The following is a 19,572-nucleotide window of genomic DNA, read 5'->3' as shown; positions in this document are numbered from 1 at the left end:
ACGAATGCGCCGTGCGAATCGGCGCGACCGCGTGCTGTCTCGACTGCAGCGCCATCCACGCTCGTCGTAATATATGGCCGTTCATAACGTAACGGGGAAATCGTGATGCGTAAGCTGCTGTTGTCGGGAATCGTGTTGTCGGGTCTGCTTTTCACGGGCGCGGCGTCTGCCGATGAAGGCAAGGTCGAGGTGCTGTATGCCGGTTCGCTCGTGAACCTGATGGAGCGCAGCGTCGGTCCAGCTTTCGAAAAGGAAACAGGCATTCATTTTCAGGGCTATGCGGCAGGCTCGAACCTGATCGCCAACCAGATCAAAGGCAAGCTGCGGCAAGGCGACGTGTTCATCAGCGCGAGCCCGAAGGTCAATCCGGGCCTGATGGGCGCGGCGAACGGCGATCACGTCTCGTGGTACGTGACATTCGCCGAATCGCCGCTGATGATCGGCTACAACCCGCAAAGCCGCTTTGCCGCCGACTTCAAGAAGAAGCGCTGGGATGAAGTGCTGCAGGAGCCGGGCATTCGCGTAGGCCGCACCGATCCGAAGCTCGATCCGAAGGGTGCATTCACGGTGGAGATGATGACGAAGGCGGCCGAGCTGTATCACGAACCGGATCTGGTGCAGAAGACGCTCGGCGATCCGGAAAATCCGGCGCAGGTGTTGCCGGAAGAGACGCTGGTGGGCCGTCTGCAATCCGGTCAACTCGATGCAGGTTTCTTCTATTCGACCGAAACCTCCGACCTGAAGATTCCCGCGATCCGCCCCGCGCCCGAACTGCAGGCCAAGGCCAGCTACACGCTCACCATCCTGAATGACGCGCCGAATCAGGCCGGCGCAGCGCGCTTCGTCAACTTTCTGCTGAGCGCGTCGGGCCGTGCGCTGCTGAAGCAACATGGCGTCGATATCGTGAAGCCGGCCGTCACGGGCAACGCGCAAGCCGTGCCGTCGTCCGTGCAGGCTGTGCTCGACGCCGCGCAATGACACGCAAGACCGCGCGGCCGCTGCTCTGGCTCGCCTGCCTGCTCGCTCTTTATCTGTGCGCGCCGTTCATCGCGAGCATTCCGCAGATCGATCACGCGGACTGGGCAGGCGTCGACTGGAGCGGCACGTGGTCGGCCGTCGCGGTATCGGCGGGCAGCGCGAGCATCGCTGCCCTCGTCATCCTGATCGGCGGTGTGCCGCTCGGTTACTGGCTGTCGCGCTCGAACTCGCGCGGGATGGCGCTGCTCGGTTTCATCGTGCAGTTGCCGCTCGCGCTGCCGCCGCTCACCAGCGGCATTCTGCTGCTGTTTCTGCTCGGGCCGTATAGCTGGCTCGGTCGCTTGACCAACGGCGCCCTCACTGATTCGTTCACGGGCATCGTGCTCGCTGAAACCTTCGTGGCGGCGCCCTTTCTGATCGTCGCGGCGCGCTCGGCGTTTGCCGCTATCGATCCCGTCTACGAAGACGTCGCATCTACACTCGGGCATCGGGCGGCGAGCCGCTTTTTCCGCGTGATGCTGCCCATCGCGTGGCCATCGATTCGTGCCGGTCTCGTGCTCGCATGGCTGCGCGCGTTCGGCGAGTTCGGCGCGACGGTGATGGTCGCGTATCACCCGTATTCGCTGCCTGTGTACACGTACGTGGTGTTCGGCGGCCAGGGGCGGCCCGCGATGATGCCGCTGCTGTTGCCGACGCTCGTCATCGCCGTGTTGTGCGCGGCGCTGTCGGTTGCGTGGCGCGACGGGCGTCCGCGTCTGCTGGACGTCATCGACAACGGCGACGCACTGGATCAGCCAACGCAAGAAGACGCGCGCCCTGCCCTGCCGAATCCGCGTCTCGCCTTCGCGCTCAGGCGCAAGCTCGGCGCGTTCGATCTCGACATCGAATGGGCGCCTTCCACACGGCGGCTCGCGATAATCGGTCCGTCGGGTTCGGGCAAATCGCTGGCGTTAAAGCTGATTGCAGGACTCGAACAGAATGAAGCGGGATATGTCCGCTTCGGCGAGACGCAACTGGACCCGCTGCCGCCCGAGCAGCGCCATATCGGTTACGTGCCGCAAGATTACGGCCTCTTTCCGCACATGACGCTGGCCCGCCAGCTGTCGTTTCCCGTCGATGCAGATGCCGCGAGCGCGCGCTATTGGGTCGAGCATCTCGGGCTGTCGGCGCTGATGGGTCGCTTGCCGGGGCAGCTGTCGTTCGGTCAGCGGCAGCGTGTCGCGCTGGCACGGGCGCTGTCACGGCACAGCCAGTTACTGCTGTTCGATGAGCCGTTCTCTGCGCTCGATACCCCGCGCCGCCGCAAGCTCCAGCAATCGCTGCGCGCGTTGCAGCGCGAAATTTCAGCGGTCACCGTGCTGGTCACGCACGATCCCGACGAAGCCGCGCTGCTCGCGGACGAAGTGCTCGTCATCGAGCGCGGGCGCGTGCTGCAGGCGGGCACCGTCGATCACGTATTCCGGCAACCCGCGTCGTTGCAGGTTGCCGCGCTGCTGGGATTGCACAACGTTGGCGAAGGCAAGGTGCTTGCGCCAGGCATGATCGAGACGGCGGCGGGGTTCGTGCTGGAAACGTCACAGCATGACATGTCGGCCGGTAATAGCGTGATGTGGCGCATCGCGCCCTCTGCCATTTCGATTGCATCGGACGGCGCGCAAGCCGGAACCATCGACTCCATCGAGTTACGGCACGGCGATCTTTACGCGGTGGCGGAGATCGGCGGGATGCGTTTCGATATCGCGTGCGACGGTGATGCCGCGCACGTCATCCAACGCGGCCCGGCGCGCTTCGCAATCGATCCGCGCGGCGTCAGCGTATGGATGAACGGCTCGCGCGTCGCGCGGCAGGAAAGCATGCGGCCCGTTTCATCGCATGCGTAGACGGAGCGTGTCAGCCTCCCGGCATGAGCGCCGCGTCTTCGTGTCTGAACGTGACGGGCAAACGCTCGCTGCTCAACTGCTCGGCGAGAAAATCGACCAGAGCACGCACATTCGGCGCAAGATTGCGCCGGCTACCATACGCAACCGATAGGCCCATCGACGGCAGCGGCACGTCGGACATCACCTGCACCAGCGCACGGTCGCTCAGATCGTCTTCGACGAGCGCCACGGGCAGCAGTGCCACGCCCATGCCTTCAATTGCCATACGCCGCAGCATGCCGCTGTTGTTGGCGCGGATATGCGTCGCGTGCGCGGCATTCGTATCCAGCCATCGGCGCACGGGATCATGTTCGGTGCTCGCCGTGCCGTCATCGTGCGAAAGCATGACGAGCGGCTCGATATCGGCCAGTTGCGTGTCGCCACGCCGGGCTGACAGATAGTGCGGCGACGCGACCAGCATCATGTCCAGACGCGCGAACACACGCGAAACGACCGAGCCTGGATGCGGATAGGTGTCACTTGTCAGCGCGGCGTCGAAACGACCTTCGACGAGACTGATCGGGCCGTCGGCGTACATCACCTGCGGTACGACGAGCGGATAGCGCGCCGTATAGCCTTTCAACAGTTTCGCGAGGTAGCCCGCACCGAGGTTGCCCTGCACGGCAATGCGCAAGGTGCCCGAGGGCGCGCCCGTCGCGGCGAGCAGTCCGCCTTCGACGTCGTCGATGTCCTCGACAATCGCCCTGACGCGCTCGAGAAACAGGCGCCCTGCTTCCGTCAACGTCACGTTGCGCGTCGTGCGCTGCAGAAGCCGCGCATCGAGACGATCTTCGAGCGACGCAACACTGCGCGTAGCAACCGCGCTGGATACGTGCATCTGATCCGCCGCGCTCGCGAAACTGCCAAGCTCGGCGATTTTTACAAACATTCTGAGTGACTGCAGATAGTCCATCGTTGCGCTTCTGCCGTTGAAGTCAGAGACCCGAGTGTGGACTGTACAAATGCGGCATGCGTAGATAAAGCCTCTGCCGTTGAATTGACTGTTCACGACGCTCCGACAATTTCATTTAGTGAAATCGTCGGACACAAGTAATGTTGTTGCAGGATTTCTTGCGCAACCGGCGTCAGGTCAGAATCACGATCTTTCCGTTTGCTTCGTTGTTTTCCATGCATTGATGAGCCTCGACGATCTGATCGAGCCGGAACACCCTGCCCACGTTGATGCGCAGTTGCCCTCGCTCGATCAGACGGACCAGACGGGCAAAAGGCGTCGTGATGAATTCCGTCGATCCACCGTTGTACACCGTCAGCCGCACCGTGCTCGGTATCGCTTCGAGCGGATCGAAATCCTTGAACGCCCACGCATCGCCCACGATGCCCGACATGCAGACCACGCCGCTGCGTCTCGCACAACGCAACGAGTCCATCAGGGTGGTCGCGCCCACCAGATCCATGACCTTGTCGACGCCGCCGCCCATTAACGCATTGACTTCGTTTGCGATGTTGCCGGTGTCGATCACGACTTCGTCGGCGCCGTTTTCCAGCAGAAGCCCGCTCTTTGTCCGGCGACGCGTGGTGGCAATCACGAACGCGCCCGCATGTTTGGCCAAAGACGCGGCCGCAAGACCCACGGACGTGGTTCCACCCCGGATCAGCAGACGGTCGCCGTGCTCCAGATCGAGTGCCCTGAATAGCGATCCCCAGGCGGTTTGCAGCATCTCGGGTAACGCGCCGAGTTTTTCCCAGGGCAGGTTGGCATCGAGCCTCTGCACCTGGTTGGCGGGCACGCAGGTGTACTCCGCATAGCCACCATCGAACCGGCGTCCCATGCCGCCCATGGCTGTGGCGACGACATCGCCTTTATGGAACTCGCCGCCCGGCGCGTCTTCGACGAGGCCAACGGCTTCGATTCCGAGCACGCGCGGAAAGTCGACATCGGGCGAAAGGCCGCGCCGCGTGAACAGTTCCGACCGGTTCAGCCCGAACGCCTTCACGCGGATCAATACCTGGCCGAACCTCGGCACGGGAATCTGCAGCTCTTCGAGCCTGAGAACTTCGGGTCCGCCAGCTGTACGGATGACTGCTGCCGTCATCGTCGGCATGACTGCCTCCTTCGGTACTGTTCGAGGAATATATGTACTGGCTGCCTGTGTGCCGCGCCTCAACCTTCGCCTTGCTTCGGATCCCTGTTGAACATGTAGAGAATGATTTTCCAGGTCCCGCCCGTTTGCTTCAGCACGAACAGTTCACGGTTGTGATCGGCGACTTTCTTGCCGTTCTCCATATAGCTCGCGCCAACGTGATGATGGGTTCGCACGAGGGCAATATCGCTGTAGACATCGATCGCGTCGTACGCGAACTTCGTCTGGAAGGTGACGCTTTTGAAGAGCGCGTTATAGCCGTCTATCTTCTGCTGGCGTGTCGCATAGGTGACCTTGTCATTCCATTCGGCAACACTGTCGTCGGCGAACAGGCTGACAATCGCATCGGTATCCTTCGTATTGAGCCCTTTCTCGTAGCGATTGACGACGTCATAGACATCCCGTTGCCGCGCGAGTACTTGTGGATCGCTCGAGAATGGCAGATCTCCCGCAGCGGCCGACAGCGGAATGGCGAGCGTCGCCGTCATCAACACAATCAGAAAGAGGCGCGTACTGCTCGCGACAAAACGTTCACGATGATTCATGGCTTTCTCCTGTTTCGATATTGCCCGCAGTATTCAGGGCGTTTCGACGATTCAGATCACGAAGGCGTAGTGATGCGATAGCCATTCGAGGAAGGCGCAGGTATCGAGAGCGTTTCGGCCATGCCCGCACGGGCTGGCGCACCGACAACCAGTGCGGTTGCAGTTCTCCCCTTAGTGTTGCTCGATATACGCTTCGACCCTGCGCGTTCAGAGAGTAGTCGGAAGGCATACGCGCAGAAAGACGTGGCGGTTCGAACCTGAAGTTCGGTTTGCTCGAACACGTCGGCAATCGCGCGTTGACTCCCCACGTTGCCCGACGACGTAGACTGGATGTATGACGAGCGATGGCGGCGAATCGGCGCCGCGAGAGACCGCGTAAAACCGTTTAGCTGTTCTGCTAAACAAATGGGTGAGTCAGCGGTTCACGACACCTGTCGCGATCAGATGTGCATCCCAGTTGGCAGGATCTTCAACATGCGTGGTCAGAAAATCCACCAATGCCTTGATCTTGGGAGGAGTGCGAACGGCCTTGCGATAGACCACCGACATGTGCCCGCACTGAGGTGCATAGTCCTTTAGCACGGGGATCAGTTCACCGGAGAGAAGCTGCTCGGCAGCGATATAGGTGGGCAAGATGGCGAGACCCAAACCGGCGCGCACAGCCTGCAGCAGCATCTGTTCCGAATCCACGCGCATGCGCGGCTTGACCCGAAACGACTGCCTTTTCCCGTCGACGACGAGACTCCACATGCCGTTCGGTTCGCGATTGTAGTAATTGACGCCGTAATGATTGGCCAGGTCGCGTGGATGGGCAGGCGCTGCGTAGCGTTGAAGATAATCGGGACTCGCGCAGATCACGCTGCGGTATGTGGTGACGGTCCGCGCAACCAGGCTGCTGTCGGGCAATTCGCCCGTATGAATCATCACATCGTACTGGCCGTCCTGCATGCTGATGGCTCTGTCCTGCGTGTCGATATCGAGTTGCAATTCGGCATGATGCTCGGCAAACGACGACAGGATCGGCCCGAGATGCCGTGCCAGCAACGCCAACGGCACGCTGATCCGCAAAGGCCCGCTAAGGCTGCTCTGGACGTCCTGCACCGACTCCTCAGCGAGTTTCACGTCTTGCAGAACGCGCGAAGCGCTTTCATAGAACATGCCGCCTGCCATCGTCATGCGCAGAGGCCGTTCGCGCTCCAGCAACGCGCAGCCCAAACGCCTTTCGAGTTGCCGTATGCGAGTGCTGACGATCGATTTGGTTGTACCGAGTCTGCGTGCGGCTTCGGAAAAGCTCGAGGCATCGACAACGGACACAAACGTGGCCATGTCCACGAACTTGTTCATTGTGGTTCCTGAATTGCAGGTTTTATCTGAAGTTCGCTACGGGTTCTGGCTAAAACTGACGCGCCCAGTACATCGGCGCGAGTCCAGCCAAATAGACGAACAAAGTACTTGTAGATATCGAAGATCTCCGACAGTAGAAAACTAAACCAGATGACGACCATTCGTCAACGATTTCGCATAAGTACCGTGGTCCTATACAACAAATGTTGCTTCGTATTTTTCGGGATCTTCTTGATGTTGTTAGACGACCGTTGCTTGCAATGGAACATCTGTTGAGCCAGTAGATAAACGTCTGGTTTATATCCGCTGTCTGCAATTTCTATTTGCTACTTTTAAACCCAATCGTTAGATTCTTTTAAATAGAGTTAAATGCGGAACTAGTACTTCATTTCTGTATCCAGAGAGTCTCTTCATGGTTGAGTACCCTGGCGGAATGCATTCGGGTCGATGCCGTGGCGCGTGATCTTGTCGTAGAGCGTCTTACGCGGCAAACCCAGTTGCTCTGCAGCCTTGATGACCTGACCACCCGCGTTGCGCAGCGCGTCTTCAATATAGCTACGCTCGGCGCGCACCATACGCGCAGCAAGCGAGTCCGCGCCCATCGGCGGCTGCGGCAGGCCATCGTCCAGCCCGAGCGAGAACCGCTCGGCAACGTTCTTCAGTTCGCGGACATTGCCCGGCCAGTCGTGCAGCTGCCAGCGCATCATGTCTTCGGATGTCCAGGCCGGCTCCCGTTTGTCATAGCGGACACACGCCGCGCGCACGAAGTGGGCGAAGAGCTCGGGGATATCGTCGGCACGTTGCCGAAGTGCAGGCAGTTCGATCGATACGACATTGAGCCGGTAGTACAGATCCGCGCGGAATTGCCCCTGATCAGACAGTTGTTTCAAATCACGTTTGACTGCCGCGATCACGCGCACATCGACCGTCACGGGTGTATTGCTTCCCAGTCTTTCGATGTAACGCTCCTGAAGCGCACGCAGCAGTTTGGCCTGCAGCGCAAGCGGCATCGTTTCGAGTTCGTCGAGAAAGAGCGTTCCGCCGCTCGCGTATTCGAACTTTCCGATTCTTCGTTGCTGCGCGCCCGTGAAGGCGCCCGCCTCGTGACCGAAGATCTCGCTTTCGAACACAGCTTCCGGCAATGCCGCGCAGTTCAGCGCGACGAACGGGCCGCTGCGGCGGCTTGCCGTGTGAAGCGCTCGCGCCAGCACCTCTTTTCCTGTGCCCGTTTCACCGACGATCAACACGTCCGCACCCGTCGGTCCGATTGCACTGATCAGGCTGTGGATGCGCTGCATCGGCGGCGACCTGCCGAGCAAGGTCCGTTCGCTGCCGAGCTGCGCGCGCAGGTTCCGGTTCTCGACGACCAGCGAACGATGTTCGAGCGCCCGGCGCACGGTATCGACGAGTCGCTCGGAGTGGAAAGGCTTTTCGATGAAGTCATAGGCGCCCGAGCGCATCGCACTGACGGCCATTGCAACGTCGCCGTGGCCGGTTGTCAGAATGACGGGGATGTCGGCGCTGTCGGAACGCGCCTTGATGCTGTCCAGCAGCGTGAGGCCGTCGATACCCGGCAAACGGATATCGCTGACGATCACCACGGGCGGCGCATGCCTGAGCGCGGCAAACGCACTTTCAGCGTCGCCGAATTCGCGCACGGCGATGCCTTCGAGCGTCAGTGCCTGCGCGCATCCAAGCCGCACGACGGGATCGTCTTCGACCACGTAGACGAGCATGTTGTTGGGAAGCGTATCGGGCGAGTTCATGGCTTCGTTTCGACCGCTTCGGTCATGCGTTGCAGTTCGACGACGAAAACGGCGCCACCCAGCCCGCTGTCCGCGTCACCGCCGCTTCGTGCTTCGAGACGACCGCCGAATTCATCGACGATAGCCTGCGAAATGACGAGACCCAGCCCGAGTCCTTTGCCTGCCGGCTTGGTCGTATAGAACGGCTCGAACAGCCGCGCCAATGCATGTGGCGCGATGCCGGGACCGCTATCGGCGAAGCGGATGCGCACCAGCGTATCGACGACTTCGGTCGTGACCAGCACTTCGCGGCGCATCGCGGCGTGCGCGCTCGCATCGATTGCGTTGGTCAACAGATTGACGAAGACCTGCTCGATGCGGATCGGGCTGGCCAGCACGACGGCATTGCCGGGCGTAGGCGCGATGCGCACGGTGACGTCCGCCGCCTTGCGATGCTGCTCGACCAGCGCGAGCGCCTGCTGCAGCGATTCTTCGATCGATACTGGCTCTCTGCGCGTGACATCGTATCGGGCAAAGGCTTTGACATGCGAAATGATCTTGCCCATACGTGCCGCGAGTTCGTTGATCAGCGTGAGATTGCGCTTGAGGTCTTCCGGACGGTCGAGTTCGGTCATCCGGATGGCGTTGCTGGCAAGCGTCATGACCGCGGCCAGCGGCTGATTCAGTTCGTGCGTGATACCGGCGGCCATCTGGCCGAGCGCCGCGAGCTTGCCTGCCTGTATGGCGGTGTCACGCGTGTCGCGCAGGATGCGGCGTGCGTCGTCGAGTGCGTCGACTTTTTCTTCGAGTGCGGCATTGGCCTCGGTCAGTTCGACGGTGCGCTCGGCGATACGCTTCTCGAGGTCGCGCTGCGCACGTTGCAGTGCCGCCCGTGCGCGCTGCCGTTCCCTGTCCCGGCTACTGCGCAGCCGCGCGGCCGCGATCAGCGCGAACACGAGGCCGGTCGCCGCGCCCGCGCTGATGCCCGCGAAAACCGCGCTGCGCTCGTCCTGCGTGTGATCTGTGAGGATCGCGACCCGCCATCCGAGCGGACCGACGGGCCGGTAATGAATGTGATACCACGTCGGCCGTTGTCCCGGCGGCGCTATATATAGCGTGTCGGGTTGCGGCGGCGTTGTCGGGCCGCCTTGGTTCGAGCCGCTGGGACGTTCTTCCGATGCGGCTTGCGCAGACGAGCGCGACAGCGCGGTCAGCGTCGCGTTGCCGTATTGCTGCGTCTGCTGAAGCGCGAGGCGTGCCTTGTCTGGAAGCGGTGCGAGTGGCCGGTAGCGCCAGGTCGGAATCGACGACAGAAACACGACGTTGTCGCGATCGACCAGCAGGACGATTTCGCCGCTTCTTGTCAGCGCGCTTTCATAGCGATCCAGCGACGCCTTGATCGCGACGACGCCGAGCGTGCGCGCGCCAGCGCCCGAGCCATCCCGAACAGGTACAGCGAGGAAGTAGCCGGCCTTTCTCGTCGTGTTGCCGACGCCGTAGAAGCGCCCCATTCCTGTTTTCATCGCATCGATAAAGTACGGCCGGAACGCGTAGTCGAAACCCACGAAGCTGCCCGCCTCGTCCCAGTTGCTTGCGGCGAGCGTCTTGCCGTTCGTGTCCATGACGTACGCCGCCGCGAGATCCGCATTCGTCTGGACTGCTTTCAGATAACTGTTCACGGCGCGCTGCAGGTTGCCGTCGTCCGGTTTAAGGAGCAGATGCACGACGGAAGGATCCAGCGCAGCGATGCGCGGCAAGGACTCGTAGCGGGCCAGTTGCGATTCGAGCGTGAAGGCATAGAGCGAGGCGCGCTGACCCAGTTCGCTCACATGTGCCCGTGTATAGGACTGCAGTGCAACGACATAGGCAAGCCCGGCTGCTGCGACGCAACAGCCGAGCACCGCCGCAGCCTTTACAACGTGGCTAATCCGCCTGAGACGATGCGCCTTCACGATGTCGCAACCCGATCAAAGCCATCCGAGACGCGTTGGCACACACCGTCAGTCCTGGATGAGCGAATGCTTGCTCGTGTCGCGCATGCATACGTACACCAGCAGCGAGCAAAAGATCGCAGCCGTGACGTACCAGTAGAAGAGCGGTTCATGTCCTGCCTGCTTGAGCCATAGCGCGAAGTATTCAGCAGTGCCGCCGAAAATGGATACGGTCAAAGCATAAGGAAGTCCAACGCCCAATGCACGAATTTCCGCGGGGAACAGTTCTGCTTTGACTACCGCGTTGATTGACGTGTAACCCGATACGATCACCAGCGCGGCCATGATCAGGAAGAACGCAATCCATGCATTGTGAGTCTCGCTGATGGCCGTCATGATGGGGACGGTGAACAGGGTGCCGAGCACGCCAAATGCGATCAGCACGGGGCGGCGGCCGATGCGATCGGAGATCGCCCCGACTACCGGCTGGAGCAGCGCGAACAGGCACAGCGAAGCCGCCGAAACCAGCGTTGCGTCGTGCTTGCTCATGCCAACCGTGTTCACGAGGAATTTCTGCATGTAGATCGAGTAGGTATAGAAGGCGATAGTGCCGCCCATCGTCAGGCCGACTACCGTCAGCACGGCACGCGGGTGCTTGCGCAATTCGGCGAGCGTGCCGCGGCGCTCCTTCTTGTTTCTGGCTTTTTCGAACTCGCCCGTTTCCTCCATGGTCGCGCGCAGGCGCATCGCGCCGAGCGCGGCGGCGGCGCCGATCAGGAATGGAATGCGCCAACCCCAGCTTTCGAGTTGCTGGGTCGTCAGAAGGAACTGTTGCAGGATCACCAGCAGCGCCAGCGCGAGAAGCTGGCCGGCGATGAGCGTCACATACTGGAAGCTCGAATAGAAGCCGCGGCTTTTCGACGTCGCGATTTCGCTTAGATACGTCGCCGACGTGCCGTATTCGCCGCCCACGCTCAGGCCTTGCAGCAGGCGCGCAACTACCAGCATGACGGGTGCAGCCACGCCGATCATGTCGTAGCTCGGGCACAGAGCAATGATCAGCGAGCCGAAGCACATCATCACGACGGAAACGAACAACGCCGCTCGCCGGCCGTGGCGGTCCGCGTAGATGCCCATCAGCCATCCACCGACAGGGCGAGCAAGAAAGCCGACCGCGAACACGGCTGCCGTATTGAGCAGCTGTGCAGTCTGATTTCCCGCCGGGAAGAACGAACGCGCGAAGTACAGCGCAAACGCGGAGTACACGTACCAGTCGTACCACTCGATGAGATTGCCCGCGGAACCAGAGAAGATCGATTTGAGGCGTCGAAGATGGTCGCGAGAGGCGGAAGCAGAAGATTCTGTCGCGTTCGCCTGAGGACGAACGGCGCGCGCGTCTGCTTCCGAATAGCTGGGATCCATGCTGTCTCCTGGGTTTTATCAGTTGCCACACGATGCGGCGCGCCCTCTTGTGCAACTCCGGTGCCAACTGCGCGAGGCTCGGCGTTTCCGTAACCGTCTGTTTTGTTTGATTTATTTTTCGAGATCGCGCGGAGCGGCGCAGGTGGCTGTGCGGATCGCCAGAATCTGGCCGGTGTGATGTGCGGCTAATCGCACTGTCTCGCGGGCGTGTGTTGCCTGCGCCTGATCGGTCGCCGGGTATGGCGTTTGCTGCTCTCCCGCCGGATTCGCCTGCCCCTGAAAACATGAGATACGGCCGCTACGAGCCGTATCCGCGTTTCGTAACCACGAACGTAAGTCGACAATGACAAAGCTACCGGTCTACGCCAGTCTCGCTTGCCTGATCTGCGGCGCGCCCGCTGCCATGGCGCAAACGCCCTCGCCGCTTGGCGAATGGCAATACTCCGCGGGAATTCCTCTCGAAAAACTGTTCCAGCCCAAGCAGCCTGATTGGCAAGTGCGAATTGGCATCGGCTCCACGTTCGAGCCACGGTACGACGGATCGGACCGGTATCACACGATGGTCGGGCCGAGCACCGACATCCGCTATAAGGATCTGGCCTTTCTGTCGACGGGCGAAGGCCTGGGCGTCAACGTGCTGCAGGGGCCGAACTGGCGGGTCAGCGTGTCGGCTGTGTACGACCTTGGCCGTCGTGCACACGATGATCCATCCCGGTTGTACGGTATGGGCAACATCAACCCGGCGCCGGAAATGAAACTGGCTGGGGAGTACGTGATTTCGAAGGAATTTCCGCTGGTGTTTCGCGGCGCGGTGACACGCAGCTTCGGCGGCTCGAACGGATGGGTCGCGGATCTCGGCGCCTATATGCCGCTGCCCGGCAGCTCGGAGCACTTCTTCTGGTTTGCCGGACCGTCGGTTACGTTCGCGGACTCCAAGTATATGAATAGCTGGTTCGGGGTGAATGCCTCGCAGGCGGCGGCATCTCAATACGGCCAATATGACGCGAGCGCCGGGCTGAAGTCCGCGGGATTTGGCGTGACGATGATCTGGTTCGTCAACAAACACTGGTTCCTCACCGCCGATGGCGCACTCAAGCGGCTGATGGGCAGCGCGGCGAATAGCCCGATTACGCAGACCAAGACGAATGGCGTGTGCGATCTCTCGGTCAATTACCAGTTTTGAGGGTTCGCGCGGGGGCCAAGCCTGACTTGGTTCTGGCGCGATAAGTGGCGTGTATTTTCCCTGGTGATCCTGATTATCTCTTTGCGTTTCGTTTTTTGAAACCCCGAGTGCGTTGCCTGCCATGGGTACGTGGCAGTCGGTTATGTGATCGATGAAGTCGCTTTTGGCGTTACGCAGAGCTGGCAAGCGAGTTGGGTTTTCGGACTGAATGTCCTCGCGTAACTCGCGCATTGATTTGCTGCCACGTGCCGCTTGGGCGTTTTTTTGATATGGGCGCGCGCTCAAACAGTTCTATTTATCGTAAATAAGCTGCTATCCGTCTCTGATGTCCCCATGTGGGGTGACCTCTCGTCTGTCATTGGCGGGCGCCGGTGCGGCAACCGCTGATTGTCCCCAGATAGGGTGCGAGTTTTCGCGAAATTGTGGGAAATCGCTCGTTCGCAGACGGTGCGGGTCCCACTGTGCGTGGTTTTCATCCTGAATTTCACTTCGGATCGGCCAATGTCCCCACTTGGGGCGGTTCCGCGCGGGAATCGTGCGCAGTTCAGCTGTTGTCCCCAGATAGGGGGTGGGCGTTCAACACATTCCGGCATGTCCGTCACTTATTTACGATAAATACGTCTGCTGAATTGAGCAACCTGATCGCGCACTGAAAATTTGCGGTTTGTCGTCAGTGAGTTAGCTGACATTCTTCGACGCGCTTCGAGGTTCGTCGTATTTCTGTATACGCGTGTGTTGGAAGCTGATTTTAGAAATCTCAACGAAAAAACAGCAACATCTTGGCGCGTTTGTCCCTGGATAGGGTGTCTTGATGTTTGTATACCGTTTGGTAAACAACGTTTACAGCGTTTACACACCTAGAACCCATATCCAGTAAGGCTTTCCGGGCACTAATGTCTCCGTTTGGGGTGGGTATCGTCCCCTGCTGGGGTGCCATTTACTACTATACGTCCCCTTCTGGGGCGTCTCGCGCCCCCGACTGGGGTGGAATTGTCCCCGTCTGTGGTGAATTCACCCGAAAGCGCGTTGACCCGTCTCATCGATCCTGGCGAAACGGGACATTTCGCTCAATGAGTAAAATAGATGTCCCAGACGGTGATTGCATGCTGGGGTCATTTAGCGCACAATTCCGGGCATGCCCAGATCCCTTCCGACTGAGGTTCGTACCGAAAGCGTCAAAAAGCACGTGGCCGCGATTCATACAAGCGGCGAACTTTCGTTGCTGGAGCGAAAGCTGTCGAACGTGCTGCTGCTGCATTCCTACGACAACCTGCTGCCCACGAGAACCCACCGTCTTCCGGTGCGGACGCTGATGCTCGTGCTCGGCTGGACGGAAAGCGAGAACACCGAAAAACTCCGCGAGGCGCTACGGCAGCTGGCCACGACAGCCGTCGAATTCAACGTGATGGACGACGGCCGCGAACGCTGGAGCGTGATGCCGATTCTCTCGTTCGCGGAAATTCGCGCAGGCGTGTGCTCGTACCGCTATGACGAGGCGCTGGCAGAAAAGCTGTATGACCCGTCGATTTACGCGACCGTGAATCTCGGCGTGCAGCGCAAGTTCTCGAAGTCGCACGCGTTGACTCTATACGAAAATTGCCTGCGTTTTCAGAAGGTTGGCTCAACTGGCTGGATCGAATTGCCGGTGCTTCGGAAGCTTCTGGGTGCGACCCAGGAGTATTACGACGATTTTCGCCGGCTGAACAGCAAGGTCATTCAGAAGGCGGTGAAAGAGATTAACGACGTCTCAGACATTAATGTCGACGTCGAGTATCAGCGGCTGGGTCGGTCGGTCACGGGCGTGAAGTTTCTTATCCGCCAGGGCGCGCAGCAATCGCTTCTTACGCCCGAGACAGAAGACGAGTTCGCACACGTGCGCGATAGCGAGATTTTCCGGAAGCTCCGCGCGCATGGTATTGGCGACAAGCTGGCGCTCAGTTTTGTCATCGAAGACGAGGAGCGCGCCCGTCTGGTGGTCCAGTTGGCCGAAGAGAAGGACCGCAAAGGACAGATCAAGCGTTCGACGGCGGGCTTTATTCGCACGCTGATCGAGAACAAGGCAGATGTGTCCGAGCCGGAATACGAAAAAGAAAAACGCGAAAAGGCACAGAAACAGGCTGCCGCTGCGCGCTCGCGCACGATCGATGCCCGCATGCAGGAACTGCGGATCGACTTCGACCGCCTCCAGTGCGCTACCGCCGTGAAGGCGTTGACGCAGGATGAGAAGCGCGAGTTCGCGCGTCAGTTCATCGAAGGCGACGGCGCGAAGTATTCGCGCGAGTTCCGGCCGGACAGCCCCGGCCTGTTTTCTGGCTCGGTTGGGCGCGTGAACTTTGCGTCGTGGCTCCGAAATCGGGTTCGTCCGGAATTCGACCTGAAAAAGTTCGACGTATGGCTTTCTGAGAATCACCAGGAAGTTGCGTCGCAACGGAATTTATAGAAAACGCGAAAATCCGTTGAATCGATGGCTTTCTGTCGAGCCATCTGATATAAGCTGACTGCATTGTCTATTGCGGATCAGCTAATGAACATCACTATTCAAGACATCGTCGATCAGGCCGCTCGTGCGACTGACATCGTCTCGCAGGTTCGGGGTCGTATGCTGGCGCCGAACGCCCGCAAAATCCCACCTGTTTTCAACGCTTCGCAGCTTGCTGCCCTGTGCGAAGTCGATAAAAGCCAGATTACTTATCGCACCTCGAAAGGCGACCTGCCCCCAGGCACGGTCAACGCGACGGGGTCGCGCCGCGAATTTTCTCTGCCGGAAGCGCGTGAGTGGGTTCGTGCATATCGCAACAACGCTTTGCGGCCGGAAAACGCGCCGGCGATGACCGTCGCGATCGGTAACTTCAAGGGTGGCGTGAGCAAGACGACCACGGCGATGACGCTCGCGCAAGGTCTTAGTTTGCGTGGACATCGGGTGCTTGTGATCGACACCGATCCGCAAGGCTCGCTGACCACGCTGTTCGGCATTCTTCCCGATACCGAAGTCGATGAAGATTCAACCATCACCGCGCTGGCGACGGGCGATCAAACGAGCATCGAGTACGCGATCCGTGAAACCTACTGGGACGGCATCGATCTCGTGCCTGCATCGTCGTCGCTGTTCAATGTGGAATTCATCTTGCCGAGCCGGCAGATGAAGGAACCCGACTTCGAGTTCTGGAACGTGTTGAATACGAGCCTCGAGCAGGCGCGCAGCAATTACGACGTGATCATCATCGATACGCCGCCGGCATTGAGCTACGGCACAGTCAACGCCTTCATGGCTGCGGACGGACTGATTGTGCCGACACCGCCGAATGCGCTCGACTTCGCCAGTTCGGCGCAGTTCTGGACGCTCTTCAGCGATCTCGCGTCCAACCTCACGGCGGAAACGAATACGGACAAATCGTTCGAATTTATCCATGTGCTGTTGTCGCGCGTCGACCCTGCCGATGCCGCTGCCGGCGTCGTGCGCGAATGGATTTCGGCGACTTATGCCGAGAAAGTGCTGCCCGTCGAGATTCCCAAGACGGCGGTGACGGCGGCAAGCTCGGCCGAATTCGGTACCGTGTACGACATTTCGCGCTACGACGGCAACGCGAAGACTTACCGTCGCGCGCGTGAAGCGTATGACCGCGTGACGGAAATCGTGGAGCAATCCATCGTGGCTTTCTGGGCGAAGTCGGAATAAGGGGAGACATAAATGTCGATCAAAGACAGGCTTGCAAAGAAAACGGGTGACCTGATGGTTCCGGCGGCTCCGTCGCCGGAGACGGGGCGCAGCGCATCGCCTCGCACGGCACCGGGGCAGATGCTCGCGTTTCGGAGCGCGATGCGTGAAAGCTCGGACCGGGTTTCGCAACTTGAAGCGCAGCTCAAAGAGTTCGACGGCGCGGTGGCGATTCGGGCGATCGACCCGAAGACGATTCACGCGTCCAAGTGGGCTAACCGTCAGGATTTCGGCGACGAGAGTTTTGCCGAACTGAAGTTGCTGATCGCGGAGTCGGGCGGCAATACGCAACCGATCAAGGTCCGTCCGGCGAGCGACGGCGACGGCTACGAGATCGTGTTTGGACATCGGCGACATCGCGCGTGTCTGGAACTGGATCTGCCTGTGAACGCGATCGTCGATCGTGAGATCACGGAGCAGGGTCAGTTTGTCCAGATGGATCAGGAGAATCGGGCTCGCAAGAACCTGAGTCCCTGGGAACAAGGCGTCTGGTACAAGCGTGCACTCGATGACAAGCTTTGGCCTTCGCAGAATGCTATGGCGAAGGCGTGTGGGCTGTCGCAGGGGAATATCTCCAGCGCGATGCTGGTGGCTGAGCTTCCCGCCGAAGTCGTCAATGCGTTTCCGTCGCCGCACGATATTCAGTTTCAGGCGGCGCGGAAGTTGTCGGTGGCGCTGAAGAAAGCTGGCGATGAAATTGTGCAGCGGGCTGTCGAGCTTGCGGAAGATCCGTCGCGTACTGCGCCGGAAGTGCTGACGGCTTTGCTGGGCGCTTCGCGCCCGGTAGCGTCTGCGCGGAAGGAAGAGGAAGTGGGGATTGAGCGGAAGGGTGATCTGCTTGTGATTCGGTTGCGGGCTAGTGGCGTGCCGCAAGGGCGTGTCGAAGAGTTGCGCCAGTTGATTACGGGCTTTCTGGAGGATGTGCAGTCGTCTGGTGGGTGATGGGTTGTGGCGCCCGCTTTGTAGAGGCGGGCGCTGGTTGGTGGTGTTTGAGTTGGATGTAGTTCTTCGCGGCGGTTGGTTCGGATCGCCCGCTTCTTTCTTCTGGTCGTTCGACCGAATACTTTCCTTTGTTGTGTTTTCACTCGGCTCATGGTGTTGGGCCGGCGTTGGTTTTCGGCTTGGTTTCTCGCGTGCGATTTTGGCGGTTGTTGGCTTGGCTCGCGGTAGCGTTATCGGCTGTGGTTGCCGTGTACTTTTGATGTTGGTTAGGGTGGTATGAGCAACTTTCCATTGGCGTGCAATTAGGTTTGGTGTTTGAGGGATGTCGCGTTGTGGGCCGAGGTGGTTAGGATGCGGTGCGGCTATTTACGGTAAATAGGTGCTCGTGGTCTGCGATGAAACGCAAGCCGCAGTGTCGGTGGTGCGCGAGGACGCGACAGCGAACCATTGGTGGTGCTGGATCTGATAGGCGAAATTGCGGCTCGCAAATGCTGCCGTCCGGGAGGTTCGTTGTGAGGTGAGCCGTGACGTGTCACCGAAGCGTTCCGTGGACCGCTGTCTATGGGACAGATCGACTGGCCTTATTTACGGTAAATAACTGCGGCGGGGATCGTCCTAACTCTGTGCGGATCGTGAGCGAGTCAGGGTATTTATCGTAAATAGGGCGGTGCTGCTTCCCGCGTTCCGAACCAAACCGTTCTTGGCGAGCACACCCATACAGGCGCTGAAGAGACCCACATTGGATTCTTTGGGATCAGCATTCGGAGTTCGATGCACCGAGAATTCGACACCGCATGTCTGCGGGCATCACGAAAGATCGATTTGCCCGGTACTTCGCCGGGTCTATATGGCGACCTGAAGTGCCGAGGGCCACGTGCTAGATGAGAACTAGATGCTCGCCGACGGTCTCGCCATCCGTTTCAAATTTCGCATTGGAGGCGAGCTAAAAAATCGAGAGAGTGTGTGTACGTGAGACGCGACTGCCCGAGAAGAGAAGCGGTAGTGAAGCGTGGAACGAGTACTACACCGCATGGAGCCTGACCTGCCGAATCTCTACTTCTTGCGTTTGAGCGGTGCAACTAAAAGCGATCAACGAATGCCCTCAGCTAGCCTCGACACCGATGTAGGCCGTGCGCCTCGACGCCTCAACGAATGCGAGGCGCGTCTAACGGGACCGCCGCTAGAATCGTTTGGCCGGACGAGACACGTTTCAGAAAGCAACTTGGGAGACGGCGAGCGACGGAGCAAATTCGCGTCTGCACTGCGTTGGATGAAGACGAGAAGTGCAGTCGTCAGTGGCGAGGGCGAGCGGGGATAGAGTCGTGCGCGTATAGAACTAGGCGCTGCAAAGCGGCACGCCCCACATGGACGGCAGGCGGGAAGCCGTTATCGGGTTGTCCAATGCACGTGGACTCCGGTGCACCGCGGATCAGGCAGCCCGAACCGAGCGGCCGGAAGCGGATGGGAAATCCGTATCCCGGGAAGTTGAGGGCAAAGTAAGTTGCGTGTGATCCGACGGATGAATGCACTCCTTCGTGTGCGCGAGTGCTCCGGACAAAACCGAGAATTGGCGATGGATTCGCAACCCCTATCCGTGAAATCACGGCGCCCAAGGCGCTCGCACTCAACGCGACAAATCAACTTGGATTAGCAAAACGCGTGTAGAGCCGAGCCGAGCCGAGCCGAGCCGAGCCGAGCCGAGCCGAGCCGAGCCGAGCCGAGCCGAGCCGAGCCGAGCCGAGCCGA

At 59.9% G+C, this 19,572-nt stretch carries 13 protein-coding genes; 6 read left to right on the top strand and 7 right to left on the bottom strand.

Annotation, left to right across the window (positions count from 1 at the left end):
- The first annotated feature begins 102 nt into the window (after window positions 1–102).
- Window positions 103–978 (top strand): extracellular solute-binding protein, encoded by an 876-nt coding sequence (locus DK391_RS26800; protein WP_204117442.1) that lies wholly within the window; start codon window positions 103–105, stop codon window positions 976–978.
- On the top strand, window positions 975–2,858 hold the full coding sequence (locus DK391_RS26795) for an ATP-binding cassette domain-containing protein (RefSeq protein ID WP_109481030.1): 1,884 nt from the start codon (window positions 975–977) through the stop codon (window positions 2,856–2,858). Before DK391_RS26800 ends, DK391_RS26795 begins: the two co-directional genes overlap by 4 nt.
- Window positions 2,859–2,868: 10 nt before the next feature.
- Here the strand turns inward: DK391_RS26795 and DK391_RS26790 are convergent, their stop codons facing one another.
- The 7 genes from DK391_RS26790 to DK391_RS26760 all read right to left on the bottom strand — a co-directional run bounded on the left by DK391_RS26790 (window position 2,869) and on the right by DK391_RS26760 (window position 11,986).
- Window positions 2,869–3,810: a LysR family transcriptional regulator gene (locus tag DK391_RS26790; RefSeq protein ID WP_109481029.1), complete on the bottom strand. Its 942-nt coding sequence runs from the start codon at window positions 3,808–3,810 to the stop codon at window positions 2,869–2,871.
- Window positions 3,811–3,982: 172 nt separating this feature from the next.
- Window positions 3,983–4,960: a zinc-binding alcohol dehydrogenase family protein gene (locus DK391_RS26785; protein ID WP_109481028.1), complete on the bottom strand. Its 978-nt coding sequence runs from the start codon at window positions 4,958–4,960 to the stop codon at window positions 3,983–3,985.
- A gap of 59 nt (window positions 4,961–5,019) precedes the next feature.
- A complete protein-coding gene (locus DK391_RS26780; protein ID WP_109481027.1) occupies window positions 5,020–5,544 on the bottom strand; it encodes a nuclear transport factor 2 family protein in 525 nt (174 codons plus the stop codon).
- A 414-nt stretch (window positions 5,545–5,958) separates the two neighbouring features.
- Window positions 5,959–6,888, bottom strand: a complete 930-nt coding sequence (locus DK391_RS26775) for a LysR family transcriptional regulator (protein WP_109481026.1) — start codon at window positions 6,886–6,888, stop codon at window positions 5,959–5,961.
- Window positions 6,889–7,298: 410 nt separating this feature from the next.
- The gene (locus tag DK391_RS26770; protein WP_109481025.1) at window positions 7,299–8,654 is read right to left on the bottom strand and encodes a sigma-54 dependent transcriptional regulator; all 1,356 of its coding nucleotides are present in this window, start codon (window positions 8,652–8,654) and stop codon (window positions 7,299–7,301) included.
- The gene (locus tag DK391_RS26765; RefSeq protein WP_109481024.1) at window positions 8,651–10,585 is read right to left on the bottom strand and encodes an ATP-binding protein; all 1,935 of its coding nucleotides are present in this window, start codon (window positions 10,583–10,585) and stop codon (window positions 8,651–8,653) included. The genes DK391_RS26770 and DK391_RS26765 overlap by 4 nt, the downstream gene beginning before the upstream one ends.
- Before the next feature lie 48 nt (window positions 10,586–10,633).
- The gene (locus DK391_RS26760; protein WP_109481023.1) at window positions 10,634–11,986 is read right to left on the bottom strand and encodes an MFS transporter; all 1,353 of its coding nucleotides are present in this window, start codon (window positions 11,984–11,986) and stop codon (window positions 10,634–10,636) included.
- A gap of 343 nt (window positions 11,987–12,329) precedes the next feature.
- Here DK391_RS26760 and DK391_RS26755 point away from each other — a divergent pair, with 343 nt between their 5' ends.
- The 4 genes from DK391_RS26755 (at window position 12,330) to DK391_RS26740 (ending at window position 17,826) form a co-directional block, all read left to right on the top strand.
- Window positions 12,330–13,169 (top strand): MipA/OmpV family protein, encoded by an 840-nt coding sequence (locus DK391_RS26755; protein ID WP_109481022.1) that lies wholly within the window; start codon window positions 12,330–12,332, stop codon window positions 13,167–13,169.
- Window positions 13,170–14,304: 1,135 nt separating this feature from the next.
- Window positions 14,305–15,609, top strand: a complete 1,305-nt coding sequence (locus DK391_RS26750; RefSeq protein WP_109481021.1) for a replication initiation protein — start codon at window positions 14,305–14,307, stop codon at window positions 15,607–15,609.
- An 84-nt stretch (window positions 15,610–15,693) separates the two neighbouring features.
- The gene (locus tag DK391_RS26745) at window positions 15,694–16,845 is read left to right on the top strand and encodes an AAA family ATPase (RefSeq protein ID WP_109481020.1); all 1,152 of its coding nucleotides are present in this window, start codon (window positions 15,694–15,696) and stop codon (window positions 16,843–16,845) included.
- A gap of 12 nt (window positions 16,846–16,857) precedes the next feature.
- Window positions 16,858–17,826: a ParB/RepB/Spo0J family partition protein gene (locus tag DK391_RS26740; protein WP_109481019.1), complete on the top strand. Its 969-nt coding sequence runs from the start codon at window positions 16,858–16,860 to the stop codon at window positions 17,824–17,826.
- The last annotated feature ends 1,746 nt before the right edge of the window (window positions 17,827–19,572 follow it).

It is taken from the genome of Paraburkholderia sp. C35 (assembly GCF_003121405.1).
Classification (GTDB): domain Bacteria; phylum Pseudomonadota; class Gammaproteobacteria; order Burkholderiales; family Burkholderiaceae; genus Paraburkholderia.
The sequence above is the reverse complement of the archived record's forward strand: the minus strand, read 5'-3'. Positions and strand labels throughout refer to the sequence as shown.